This is a genomic window from Streptococcus rifensis, assembly GCF_053203525.1.
In genome coordinates, this window is sequence record NZ_JBRUCW010000010.1 from 75,435 (window position 1) to 88,736 (window position 13,302).

The window sequence follows — 13,302 nt, forward strand, 5'->3', positions numbered from 1 at the left end:
AGGAGGGGAAGTCAATTTCTTCGAAATCATGACTTCTGTTCCGCTCTCATCTTGTGCAAGCCATTAAAGGATATTGGTAAGGGCTGATAGACGAAAAAAGCATTTCAACCCTGATACTTATTTTTTGAGATTCCTCAGACCTTTTTTAGGGATGTCCCAAGTAAATCCTTCTCCAATCACTTCATGGACATTAATCACTGAAATAAAGGCGTCTGGATCAATTTGATTAAGACTTCCCTTAATCTGATTGACCTCGTTAGGGTTGAGGACCACGTAAAGCACCTTGATATCTGAATGAGAGTAGGCTCCTTGGGCATTCAGATACGTCGCCCCTCGGCCCAGTTCATGCAAGATCGTTGCTGCTATCTTCTCAGGATGCTTGGAAATTATGAGCATCCCACGCACCGCATACCCACCGTTTTGGACAAGGTCTATGATTTGGCTCATGACAAAAGCCATGATGACCGTGTACATCATATGACGCAGGTCAATATAACTCAAAGAAGCCAAAAGCACAAAAATATCCAAAATTAAGAGACTCTGACCAACCTGATTGCCAGTCTTATGCTCGATAATCCGAGCAATGACATCTGAGCCACCTGTTGTACCACCGTATCGAAAAACAAGCCCTAAACCAGCTCCACCAAATACCCCCGCCAAAAGGGCAGCGATTAAGATATCCTGACCCACATTGATATGAAGCTCCATTCTTTGGAAAATCTCGATAAAAACAGACAAAGCTACTGTCCCATAAATCGTCAGCATTAATGATTTCCGCCCAAAGTACTTAGCTCCAATATAAATGATTGGAATATTGATTAAGAGAGAGGTATAGGCCGGATTGAGTCCCCATAACGAATGGAGAATCAGCGTAATCCCACTGACACCACCCTCAGCCAGATGGTTCTCCATGTTAAAATTCACAAACCCAAAGGCATAGAGAGCCGTTCCTAGCGTAATCATTAAAATATTGATGGGTGAAATCCGGTACTCTAACTTCATAATGCGTTTTGTTTATCTCCTCATTTTTCTATAGGATTCCTAGTAGTTAACTGTCATCCTCCACAAAACGACCGATAATTTGGACGTTTTCAGCAACAGAGATGAAAGCCATAGGATCAGCCTTCTTCATCTGGTACTTGAATTCATTAAATTCTGCTCGCGTAATAATGGTAATCAAGACAGCTTTCTTTTCATGATTATAGGCTCCTTCGGCTTCATTGATAATGGTTACGCCACGGTGTAACTTATGATGAATCCGAGCGATCACACGCTCAGGTTTATTGGTCACTATCATGGCCTGCATTTTTTTCTGCTTGACATAGATGGCGTCCATGACCCGGCCTGCAACGAAAACAGCCACCATTGAGTAGAGAGCATATTCCCAGCCAAAGAGAAGCCCGGCCATAGCCATAATGCCAATATTAACAGCTGTAGAGATAGCCCCGACATTTCTGCCTGTTTTTTTACGGACTAGGATACTGATAATATCAAGCCCACCACTTGAGACATTATTTTTCAGGGCATAGCCTATCCCAGTCCCTAGAAAAATGGCTCCAAAAATCGCATTCATCAAAGGTTCTTCCGTCAAGGTAATCTCGGGAACAAACTGGATGAAGAAAGCACTGAAGGTTACCGTCAAAAAGGTAAAAATCGTAAATTTATGGCCAATCTTATACCAAGCCAAAATCAACAGTGGCATGTTAATGGCATAAAATCCAAGTGAGATTGGAATATAGACACCAAAAAGGCGTTCAGAGATCGTTGATAAAATCTGTGCCAAACCGGTGACCCCGCTCGAATACACGCCACTTGGAACATAGAACACCTTGACAGCAATGGCTGATAAGAGACCATAGATCACCGAACCCGTCAGGCGTTCCGCATACTTTTCTCTTGAAATACTAATCAAGCCCTTGAGAAATTCATGTTGCTGAGCTAATCGCAGAATTTTTTTCCTAAAATAACGATAATACTTACTCTTTTTCATGTCCTTTTACTTGGAGACTTAATTCCTCCAATTGTTTGTCTGCTACCAGACTCGGTGCCTGCGTCATCGGATCGCTAGCTTTATTATTTTTAGGGAAGGCAATCACTTCACGGATATTGTCCTTACCAGCCAAAAGCATGACCAAACGATCAAGCCCGATAGCCAAACCACCATGTGGTGGGAAGCCGTAGTCCATGGCTTCCAACAAGAAGCCAAACTGCTCCTTGGCATCCTCTGATGAGAACCCTAGAGCTGTAAACATGCGCTCTTGAAGTTCACGGGTGTTGATGCGCAAGCTCCCACCACCAAGCTCGTAACCGTTGAGGACGATATCATAGGCGATGGCCTGAACCTTGCTGAGGTCACCGGATAAGTGTTCAACCGTCTCATCCGTTGGCAAAGTGAAAGGGTGGTGGGCAGACATGTAGCGGTCCTCTTCTTCAGACCACTCAAACATAGGCCAATCAACAACCCAAAGGAAGTTAAATTGCTCAGCATCAATCAAGTTTTGCTCTTTGGCAATACGGCTACGCAGGGCACCTAAGGTATTGTTTGCCACCTCAAGCTCATCCGCCACAAAGAGCACCAAGTCCTTATCCGCTAAGCCCAAGCGCTCAGCCAAGGCATCTGTCGCATCCACCAAGAACTTGGCCACAGGACCCGCCAACTCCCCGTCAGCGTATTTGACCCAGGCAAGGCCTTTGGCCCCAAACTGCTTGGCAAACTCGGTTAATTTATCAATGTCTTTTCGAGAGTAGCTGTCAGCTAACCCTTTAACCACAATCGCTTTGACAACAGGCGCTTCCGAAAAGACCTTAAAATCAACGGTTTTAGCGATTTCTGTAATGTCTTGAAGCAACATCTCAAAGCGGGTATCTGGCTTGTCAGAACCATAGTTATTCATAGCATCTGCATAAGCCATACGAGGAAACGGCAAGGTCACCTCAATGCCCTTGGTTTCCTTCATGACACGCGCCAAAAGACCTTCCGTAATGTCCTGAATTTCTTGCTCGCTAAGGAAGGACGTCTCCAAATCGACCTGGGTAAACTCAGGCTGACGGTCGCCACGCAAGTCTTCATCACGGAAACACTTAACGATTTGGTAGTAACGGTCAAAGCCAGCATTCATCAATAACTGTTTGGTGATTTGCGGGCTTTGTGGCAGAGCGTAAAAATGCCCCTGACTCACACGACTTGGCACCAAGTAGTCACGCGCCCCTTCAGGCGTTGACTTGGTCAAAATCGGTGTCTCCACATCGATAAACTCTAACGCATCCAAATAATTACGGATGCTGTGCGTCACTGAAGCTCGCAATTTAAAGTTAGCCAACATCTCTGGACGACGCAGGTCCAAGTAGCGGTAACGCAAGCGGTTATCGTCACTGACTTCAATCCCATCTTTGATTTCAAAGGGCGTGGTCTTAGCGCTGTTAAGCACTGTCAACGCCTTCACCTGAAGCTCAACCTCACCTGTTGGCAACTTGCTGTTGGCCTGCTCACGCAGAGCTACTGTCCCCGTCACGCTAATGACATACTCCGTCCGCAAACTCTCTGCAACAGCCACCACATCAGCAGGCACTTCCTCAGGATTAACCACCAGCTGCATGATCCCTTCACGGTCTCTTAAATCAATAAAAATCAGGCCACCCAAGTCTCGGCGACGGCCTACCCAGCCCTTTAAAGTCATCTCTTGTCCGACGTGCTCCGCACGTACGCATCCAGCATAAAGCGATCGTTTCATCACTACTCTCCCTTAGATTTAATCTCACCCTCTATTGTATCACAAGTCTTGGAAAATAGCAGAGCAGATAAAGAAAAAATCACCGCTAAACAGTGATTTTCAGAGTTTTTTAGATGGTTCCCGCAGTGTTATCCACACGGTTTACCTTTGGCTTTCTCAAGAGGTTAAAGAGTGTGATTCCAAGATAAATCGCAAAAACAAGCAACTGAATCCCAAAACCTACCAAAAGCGTTGTTGACGCAACACTTCGCGATGTCTCATCAGTGTACAAACCAAGCAAATGACGAGAAGCCAAGAAGGTATACACTTGATAAAGCAAGGTCGTTCCAAGATAGCCGACATAAATCCATCCTGCTGTTTCATGCTGTTTCTTAAAGAGAAAAACAGCCACAACAATCAATAAAGCAAGCATGACAAGAACCAAAAACTTACTAATCGTATTGGTTTGAATCGTGAAGCTCCCTTTGACAAATTCTTGAGAGGCCTTTATAACCGCATCTGCCTGAGCATCCCCCGTCGATTCATAAGAAAGTTCAGGAAACTGCGTGGCAAAAACATTGGGTAATTTTAAGAGTGTTGAAATAAGAGATAACGCCCCTAAAACATAGAGGTAAATGGGTTGTTTTTTCATAAGTTCCTCCTGTATTCTGCATTAGTATACCATGACGAAGAGGGAATTGCAAGAAAGTTCACGATGATTAGGCTAACTTCTCAAGCAGACTAGCAAACTCTGTTTTGACCTCATCCAGACTGGCGGTGAGTTCAGCTCGACTAACATTATTTTTAAGTGTAACTTGGCCTGCTTCCACTTCACTCTCTCCTAGGGTTATCAATACTTTGGCACCAAAGGCATCAGCTGATTTGAACTGAGCTTTAAGTTTACGTCCTAAAACATCATGGTCTGCCTTAAACCCTTGTTGACGGACAGCTTGGACCAGACTGAGAGCAGCCAGGTTACCCGCATCGCCGAGAACAGCTACATACAGGTCAAGTCCAGTCTCAACAGGTAGGTCGATCCCTTGTGCGTCTAGAATCATAAGCAAGCGTTCTTGCCCAAGACCAAAGCCAAACCCTGGTGTCGCTGGACCATTAAATTCCTCAACCAAACCATCATAACGACCTCCGGCACAAATAGTTAGGTCAGACCCATTAACCTTGGTGATAAATTCAAAAATCGTGTGGTTATAATAGTCTAGACCACGCACCATATTGGTGTCAATCACATAGGAAATCTCTAGCGCTTCAAGCATCCCACGCACAGCATCAAAATGAGCTTGACTGTCCTCATCCAAGAAATCTAAAATAGACGGTGCTTCTGCGACAGCCTCTTTGTCTTCAGCTTCTTTTGAATCTAACACTCGCAACGGATTTTCTGCCAAACGACGCTGGCTATCTTTAGACAGTTGGTCTTTCAATGGCGTCAAGTAATCAATCAAAGCCTGACGGTATCGAGCTCGACTTTCTGCATTTCCAAGACTGTTTAAGGTTAACTGCACATCCTTAAGGCCCAAGCCTTGAAAGAATTGATAGGCCATGGCCATGGTTTCCACATCCGTCACAGGATTAGCAGAACCAAAGGCTTCCACGCCAATTTGGTGAAACTCACGGAGCCTTCCTGCCTGAGGCCGTTCATAACGAAACATAGACCCCATATAAAACACCTTGACAGGCTTTTGCATCTCAGGCGCAAATAACTTATTTTCCACATATGCACGTACCACCCCTGCTGTTCCTTCTGGACGAAGGGTGATATGACGCTCTCCCTTGTCGTAGAAGTCATACATTTCCTTGGTTACAATATCAGAAGTATCCCCAACTGCGCGCGAAAACACTTCGTAATGCTCAAAAAGAGGAGTCCGAATCTCAGCGTAGTTATACCGAGCAAAGGTTTCTCGGGCAACAGCCTCAACATATTGCCATTTCTCCGCTTGCCCCGGTAAAATATCTTGAGTTCCCTTAGGTTTTTGTTGTTTCATGTCTTACCTCTTCCTTAGTACTTCCTCTATTTTAACATAAAAAAGAAATGTTTGGTGATGAAATCACCGTAAAGTCTGGATTATGGTAGGTCTTCTCCGATTCCCAAAAGAGAATAGATAAAACCTCTGAAAATTTCCAGAGGTTTTATTCTTATTTTAAGATTTTACCTGAGATGACTAATCATCCTAGCTATTCTTTGAACGGTAGTATACAAAACCTAACCCTGCAAACAAAGCAAGACCAAAGATAGACGCATAACCAACAGTCTCACCGGTTGATGGAAGAGCCCGTTTCTTCTTAGGCTTCCTTGGAACTTCTGTTGTCGTTGGAGCGACAGTTGTCGTCGTCACTGGCTTGTAAGAAGTCGGAACTGTTGTGGTTGTTGGAGAAGGCCCAGGTACCACGGTGGTTGTGGTTGTACTTGGCGCTACTGTTGTCGTTGCTGGCACCTCAGTTGTGGTCGCAACGGTCGTAGTCGTTGGCGCTTCGGTTGTCGTTGCTGGCGCCTCAGTTGTGGTCGCAACGGTCGTAGTCGTTGGGGCTACTGTTGTCGTTGCTGGCGCTTCGGTTGTGGTCGCAACGGTCGTAGTCGTTGGGGCTACTGTTGTCGTTGCTGGTGCTTCGGTTGTGGTCGCAACGGTCGTAGTTGTTGGGGCTACAGTTGTCGTTGCTGGGGCTTCGGTCGTGGTCGCAACGGTCGTAGTCGTTGGGGCTACAGTTGTCGTTGCTGGTGCTTCGGTCGTGGTCGCAACGGTCGTGGTCGTTGGCGCTACTGTTGTCGTTGCTGGCGCCTCAGTTGTGGTCGCAACGGTCGTAGTTGTTGGAGCTACAGTTGTGGTCGTTGGCGCTTCGGTTGTCGTTGTAGACGTCGTTGTTGTGGAAGTTGTGGTTGTGGTTGTAGATGTTGTCGTTGTTGTGACAACCGGTTTGTTCTCAATTTCTTTGGTAGCTAGTTTTGAGTTCGGATCAAAATCAGCTGGATTAACAACCACATCATCCCCAGCAACATAACCAGGAGGCGCTTGCGTTTCTCTTAAGATATAGGTATCATGAAGAAGGCTACCTATAGAACCTGTCCCTGAGCCATCTGTACTGATGGTTCCTACAGACTTCCCTGTCCGCTCACGAATCACATCAAAGGTTGCGCCTGGCAATACATCACCTTGCTCATTGACTTTTTTAATGTTGATCGTGTAGACATACCCCTCAGCTTTACCACCAGCCGCGTAGAAGACATAACCAGATTCTTCTGAAATGTTAATCCCTTCAGCAGTAGTCAAAGTAGCTTCGTTAGTAAAGCGCTCACTATCTACTGGTTCGTAAGGAAGTTGGACACGATAACGAATACGAATTCCCTGATTCTGAAGCAAGTCACCCAATTGAAGTTGGAAGCTATCCTTATTCTCGAGAACACTTGGATCCGGAAGAGCTTGGTCAGTGATATCAACACCATCCTTCACTATCCAGTCACCTCCCTCGAAGACGAGAGTTCCTTTAATAATTTGGAAGCTTTCTGGGATATATTTCACGTTTGGATCTTTGAGAACATCTAACACTTGGATGTTGCTCATATCCTTGTTATCACGGTTGATGTCAATATAGTAATGGCCAATTTTTGGATCGTTGTCATCCTGCCATCCTGATTTCGCAATATCGGTCGGATTAGCTTGTCCAATACCCTCGTAACCTACCTCACCTGCTGGAATAATTTCCCCTCCGACAGTGATGTTAATGGGTACATCTTGTCTAGTTGATACGACATTAAAGTCAAAACGGACGTAGAAGAAGAAGGATCCACTAACATTGGAGTTGTTTTCAGGATAATCAGTATAGGTGATAATAATTTTTCTTGGGTCAGTATCTGAGACAACCCCTCTACCAACTAAGTCACCCTGTTCGCTCTTGAGATCGAATGCAGCTTGACCATTAAATTGAATCTCAGGCGGAAGTTCTACAGTCGTTGTGTCGCCTTCTTTCACTATATTATTGGGAAGAGAGAATTCCCCATTAATACGGAAAGTTTGCCACTGGCTAATGTCACCAGTAATCTCATTACCTTTATCATCCGTAATGTACATCTTAGTGATGACATCCCCACGTTCCTCTGATTTTACTTTGATGCTAGGTAAAGCCAGTCCTACAATCAAAGTTAAGACCATGATTATAGGAAGAATTGTTTTCTTAAACATAATATGCTCCTTTTTATTTTTCTATAAACTCCCATCGTAACACACTATATCACAAAAAATAACATATAACTAGTGCTTTTTGATCTTTTTTACGAGAAAATATATTAATTTATTTCATAACGATAGTAGATAAATCCTAATAGCGCTAGAAAAGCAAGACCGATGACTGATATCAAGCCAACTTTTTCACCTGTACGTGGTAAGAGATAACCTGATTTCGGAGATTGACTCCCCTTGTCGAGCGAATCTTTACCAGCTACCGTTGATTCGACTGTGGTAGTTGGAATTGGATCGACAGTCATACTCTCAGTTGAATCAGTAGTAGTTGTTGGAGATGGCCCCGGCACAACAGTTATCGGAACTTCGGTTGTCACTACCGGTGCTTCGGTTGTTACTAACCCTTCACTCATGGTCGTCAGAGGAGGAACTTCGGTTGTCACTACCGGTGCTTCGGTGGTCGTTGTTGTTGCTTCCGTTGTAGCGGCAGGAGGTTCGGTCGTAACGACTGAAGCTTCGGTTGTTACTACCGGCGCTACGGTGGTCGTTGGAGACTCAGTCGTAGTTGTCGGTGCTACGGTGGTCGTTGGAGACTCAGTCGTAGTTGTCGGTGCTACGGTGGTCGTTGGAGACTCAGTTGTGGTCGTCGGCGCTACGGTGGTCGTTGGAGACTCAGTCGTAGTTGTCGGAGCCACGGTGGTCGTTGGAGACTCAGTCGTAGTTGTCGGTGCTACGGTGGTCGTCGTGGACTCAGTTGTGGTCGTCGGAGCCACGGTGGTCGTTGGGGACTCAGTTGTGGTCGTCGGAGCTACTGTGGTCATTGGAGCTTCAGTTGTGGTTGTCGGAGCCACGGTGGTCGTTGGAGACTCAGTTGTGGTCGTTGGAACTTCAGTCGTAGTTGGCGGTGCTACTGTGGTCGTTAGGGACTCAGTTGTGGTCGTCGGAGCTTCAGTCGTAGTTGTCGGAGCCACGGTGGTCGTCGGAGCTTCAGTCGTAGTTGTCGGAGCCACAGTGGTCGTCGTGGACTCAGTCGTAGTCGTCGGAGCCACGGTGGTCGTCGTGGACTCAGTCGTAGTCGTCGGTGCCACGGTGGTCGTCGTGGTTGTGGTAGGTTCTTCAAAGGTGTTTTCAAACAGGATGTCTTCTGGACCATATTGGGCGATATAGAGTGAACCGGTGGAGGGATCTTGAGCGATGTCATAAAACACCCGTCTCACATCTTTATCGTAGGTAATACCTGTTAGCTGGTTGTCGACTTCTTCAATCGTGTAAATATAGCGACCAACCTTATCAAAAATTAACTCAGAGAAATTTACTTGTCCATCGGCTGTATTGGTCACCTTCTCTAAAACTTGACCTTGTTCATCTTTAATCACAAATTCAAACTCACCAGCCACTAAGTCACGTCCAGAAAGAAATTTTGCAACCTCCAGACTGACTTTAATCGGTTGGGGAGTAAAGGAATTGGTAAAGACTGCCACTCCATCTTGATAAAGAACTTCTGCCTCCAATCCTGCACCATTATCTCGAACGCTGACAGTCACAGCCTTCTCTTTCTTGTCATAGGTGATTCCAGTTTCACTCTCAATTACTTCTCGAATGGTATAGGCATAGTCTTTTTCAACTGTAAAGGATTGCTCTTCGAAGTTAATCTTTCCTGTCGAATCGTTTTTAGCCGTCGCCACAACTGTTCCAGAAGCATCAACCAGTTCAAAAGTAAACTCCCCATCAGTCAATTGCCTTCCTTTAAGAAGTTTCTCTGCTTCTATATGAGCAACTGCTGGGGTGCGGAAATTATTCCAGTATTTAACTAATCCTGCTGTATTATTGGGATCCACTGTAAATTCAAAGGGCGTTGTTGAAGGATCGTAACCAGCCGGTGGTGTGATTTCCCGAAGGCTATACGTATGATTAGCAACCAGTTGACTAAATCGAAGATAACCTTGAACCCCTGTAACATCATTGGTAGCTGTCAAGCCTGTTGCAACAACCTGGCCGCTTGTCAGGTCAGTTAATTCAAAGGTAGCCCCATTTAGACCTCGATGCGTATCGCCATCTCGTTTGTAAATGGTAATTTCATCGACCTGCCCTTTGACAGTTATAGAACCTGGAAGGGTACTTTCACGATTAAGGTTGATAGAGGTGTTTGTCCGATTGACAAGAGGTTTAATAACGGTTCCACCATCGGTAGCCTGAACATTATTTGTAATGATGCTACCATCATTAGTAGCCGTTGTATCATAAGTCAGGTAGTAACCATCACCAGCTATCGATCCTAGATTCAATGTAAATGCTGTATAGGCATCGTTAAAGGTCAATTTATCGGCAACATCAACAGCCACAGCCTGCCTAGCATCGTACCCTGAGAGAGTCCAAGTTCCCTCTGGAATTCTCAACAATTTAAAGCTTTCAGGGATAAATTGGAAGCCATCTGAACGAATCGTGTCTTTAACAACATAAGCATCATAGCTTTTTGCATTTTCATTGAGACGCAGACGCCAAGCGTGAACCTGATTTCCACGACGTCCTAGAAGCGTAGATTCCCAGGACTTGCTGGCTATTAAACCGCCTACCTTATTATAGTTGATATTGCTACCATCATAGGTGCTAAGCGGCAAAGCCGGGAGGACGGTAACCGTGATCTTATTTTCAGGGTTATAGGCCAGTAAGTCTAGGGTTTGATTATCCATTTCTGATGTGAATCGAACACTAGCCTCAAAATTTCCTTTTACGCCTTTGACAGAAGTGTAACCTTTTGATGCCATCCATTCACCCAGATTTCTAAAGGTTACTCTGACTTGACCGCCCGCACTTGGTCCATTAGAGGTGATTTCAACGTCTCCAACATCGACCCCATCAAAATTAAACTGTGAAGACTTTTCCCTCACATCCATCGGCGCTGGCAAATCAAAGGTAAAATAGTCCCCATCTTGCAAATCGTTGTCGTATCCAGTTAAATCAAACTCGGTCAAGACATCATACCAGGACCCGTTTCTGAGACGCTCCGGATTGACGTTGTTTTGACTGCCATCACGGACTCGAGTCCGAGTGATAACATTCTGCAATTCTTTAGCTTCGACCGTCTGAGTAAAGACTATAGAACTGACCACTAGGGTTACTAGTGTCAGGCATAGAAACCAAAATTTCTGAAAATCTATTTTCCTTAACATATCCATTATCAAGTTCTACTCCATCCTTCTCTTACTGCATCATCTTTCATTCTCTTACCCTTACCTATAAAACAGCAAGATGTATCAAAATCATTATAATATAGTTTTACTGTAAAAACAAGGTTTTCTTCCATTTTAATGTTTAAAGCAATGAGAATTCTAGTTTTAAAGTTTTCAAAGTTCCGAAAGCCAAAAGCATTTCGCTTAATGACTTTGATGAGATTGTTGGTAGCCTCTAGTTTTGCGTTTGAGTAAGGGAGGTCTAGGGCATTAATAATCTTGTCCTTGTCTTTCAAAAAGGTTTTAAAAACCGTCTGAAAGATAGGATGAACGCCATTGATTGTCTCTTCAATAAGACCAAAGAAGTGGCCCGCTTGTTTCTCCTGAAAATGAAAGAGTAAGAGTTGATAGAGTTCATAGTGCTGACGGAGTTCTGGAGAATAGGAGAGTAAGCGTTCAAGAATTTCTTGGTTAGTTAAGTGCATGCGAAAAGTCGGTCGATAAAAGCGTTTATCACTGAGTTTGCGACTATCTTGTTGAATCAATTTCCAATAACGTTTTAAGGCCTTGTATTCGTGGGATTTTCTATCGAATTGGTTCATGATGTGGATGCGAACGCGGTTCATAGCCCGGCTGAGATGTTGAACGATATGAAAACGATCCAGGACAATTTTAGCATTTGGGAGTGAAACAGTCTGGGAAGAGACTGTTTCAGCCTGAGCCTAGAAACTCGAAAGCGAAGCTGTTTGGCCAATTTATAATAAGGACTAAACATATCCATGGTAATGACTTTAACTTGGTTTCTGGCCTGTCTAGAATAGCGGAGGAAGTGATTTCGGATGACTGCCTGTGTTCGTCTGTCGAGAATGGTGACAATCTTAAGAGCATCAAAATCTTGGGCAATAAAACTCATTTTACCTTTTTTGAAGCTATATTCATCCCAAGACATATGTTCAGGTAACTTAGTCCAGTCAGTTTCAAAGGTAAACTCCCTTAGCTTACGGATAACGGTTGATGTGGATATGGCAAGTTCCTTGGCAATGTCTGTCATGGCTTTCTTTTCGATGAGCAACTGGGCAATTTTCTGGTTAACGACGGTTGCGATTTGGTGGTTCTTCCTGACCAGAGGCGTCTGTGCAACAGCCATTTTTCTGCAGTTTTGACAACGGAAACGACGTTTTCTAAGACGAATCAATAGTTTGTACCCGGCACATTCTAGGTAGGGAATCTTGGATTCTTTTTGGAAGTCATATTTGGCCATTTGGCTTTGGCAGACAGGACATTTTGGAGGATCATAATCTAAGAAGGCACGGAGTTCTCTATGCGTCCCCATATCAGCTTCTTGGGTTATCGTGATATTTGGGTCTTTTATTCCGAGCGTATTTGTGATAAGATTTAAGTGTTCCATATGAGTCTTTCTAATGAGTTGTTTTGTCGCTTTTCATTATAGATCATATGGGACTTTTTTTCGACACTCAAAAAGACTCCATAATCTCCGTAAGGTTTTTACCCACTACAGAAATTATAGAGCCTGAAAACTTTAAAACTAGAATCCTCATCGCTTTAAACATCAAAAAGGAGAGAACCAAATTGATTCTCTCCAGATGTTAGCTTTTCACCAACCCACTACAGTTGACAAAGAGCCTTTTATTTTAGGGCAATTGAGGTCATTGTAGTTTGACCATATGCACATAAGAGTAGAAAATTGCAGAGTTAATCTCATGTTATTAGTTTTTTTCTTTTTTAAAACGATAGCCAACAAAACCGAGAATAGCACATCCTAATACAACAAAACTAACGCTAGTTACTTCACCTGTAGATGGAAGAACTTTTTTACCTTTAGATCTTCCAGCTGAATGACCTGGATCAGTTGTGTCATTCTTAGTACCTGGTTTTGTAACTGTTGTAGTAGTCACTGTATTAGATTTGCCACCATCTTTGATAACCACGACTCTTCCAGGCCCTTTTGGAGCTGTCGTTGTCGTCGTACCTGTTGTGGTAGCTGCTGTACCTGTTGTGGTGGTCGGAGCTGTCGTTGTCGTCGTACCTGTTGTGGTAGCCGCTGCACCAGTTGTGGTAGTCGGAGCTGTCGTTGTCGTCATACCTGTTGTGGTAGCTGCTGTACCTGTTGTGGTAGTCGGAGCTGTCGTTGTCGTCGTACCTGTTGTGGTAGCTGCTGTACCTGTTGTGGTGGTCGGAGCTGTCGTTGTCGTCGTACCTGTTGTGGTAGCCGCTGCA

General features: G+C 44.4%; 8 protein-coding genes and 1 pseudogene. All 9 read right to left on the reverse strand.

What is annotated here, in order from left to right:
• Positions 1 to 117 precede the first annotated feature (117 nt).
• On the reverse strand, positions 118 to 1,002 hold the full coding sequence (locus ACVRYP_RS07380; RefSeq protein ID WP_447468093.1) for a YitT family protein: 885 nt from the start codon (positions 1,000 to 1,002) through the stop codon (positions 118 to 120).
• A 46-nt stretch (positions 1,003 to 1,048) separates the two neighbouring features.
• Positions 1,049 to 1,990 carry a YitT family protein gene (locus tag ACVRYP_RS07385; RefSeq protein WP_447468094.1) on the reverse strand — a complete coding sequence of 314 codons (942 nt, stop codon included), beginning with the start codon at positions 1,988 to 1,990 and terminating at the stop codon, positions 1,049 to 1,051.
• Positions 1,977 to 3,731: an aspartate--tRNA ligase gene (aspS, locus tag ACVRYP_RS07390; protein WP_447468095.1), complete on the reverse strand. Its 1,755-nt coding sequence runs from the start codon at positions 3,729 to 3,731 to the stop codon at positions 1,977 to 1,979. Before aspS ends, ACVRYP_RS07385 begins: the two co-directional genes overlap by 14 nt.
• A gap of 109 nt (positions 3,732 to 3,840) precedes the next feature.
• Positions 3,841 to 4,362, reverse strand: a complete 522-nt coding sequence (locus ACVRYP_RS07395; protein ID WP_447468096.1) for an ABC transporter permease — start codon at positions 4,360 to 4,362, stop codon at positions 3,841 to 3,843.
• Between the two features lie 67 nt (positions 4,363 to 4,429).
• The gene (hisS, locus tag ACVRYP_RS07400) at positions 4,430 to 5,707 is read right to left on the reverse strand and encodes a histidine--tRNA ligase (RefSeq protein WP_447468097.1); all 1,278 of its coding nucleotides are present in this window, start codon (positions 5,705 to 5,707) and stop codon (positions 4,430 to 4,432) included.
• 186 nt (positions 5,708 to 5,893) lie between these two features.
• Positions 5,894 to 7,897 (reverse strand): Ig-like domain-containing protein, encoded by a 2,004-nt coding sequence (locus ACVRYP_RS07405; RefSeq protein WP_447468098.1) that lies wholly within the window; start codon positions 7,895 to 7,897, stop codon positions 5,894 to 5,896.
• Between the two features lie 104 nt (positions 7,898 to 8,001).
• A complete protein-coding gene (locus ACVRYP_RS07410; protein ID WP_447468099.1) occupies positions 8,002 to 11,070 on the reverse strand; it encodes a Spy0128 family protein in 3,069 nt (1,022 codons plus the stop codon).
• 119 nt (positions 11,071 to 11,189) lie between these two features.
• Positions 11,190 to 12,472: pseudogene (locus ACVRYP_RS07415) on the reverse strand (transposase); the annotation flags it as partial.
• 319 nt (positions 12,473 to 12,791) lie between these two features.
• A partial coding sequence (locus ACVRYP_RS07420; protein WP_447468100.1) for an LPXTG cell wall anchor domain-containing protein occupies positions 12,792 to 13,302 on the reverse strand: 511 nt, incomplete at its 5' end.

What these genes read in the sequence shown, in the direction of transcription:
- ACVRYP_RS07380 (WP_447468093.1), bottom strand. Translation starts at nt 1,002, where the DNA reads ATGAAGTTAGAGTACCGGATTTCACCCATCAATATTTTAATGATTACG.
- ACVRYP_RS07385 (WP_447468094.1), bottom strand. Translation starts at nt 1,990, where the DNA reads ATGAAAAAGAGTAAGTATTATCGTTATTTTAGGAAAAAAATTCTGCGA.
- aspS (WP_447468095.1), bottom strand. Translation starts at nt 3,731, where the DNA reads ATGAAACGATCGCTTTATGCTGGATGCGTACGTGCGGAGCACGTCGGA.
- ACVRYP_RS07395 (WP_447468096.1), bottom strand. Translation starts at nt 4,362, where the DNA reads ATGAAAAAACAACCCATTTACCTCTATGTTTTAGGGGCGTTATCTCTT.
- hisS (WP_447468097.1), bottom strand. Translation starts at nt 5,707, where the DNA reads ATGAAACAACAAAAACCTAAGGGAACTCAAGATATTTTACCGGGGCAA.
- ACVRYP_RS07405 (WP_447468098.1), bottom strand. Translation starts at nt 7,897, where the DNA reads ATGTTTAAGAAAACAATTCTTCCTATAATCATGGTCTTAACTTTGATT.
- ACVRYP_RS07410 (WP_447468099.1), bottom strand. Translation starts at nt 11,070, where the DNA reads ATGGATATGTTAAGGAAAATAGATTTTCAGAAATTTTGGTTTCTATGC.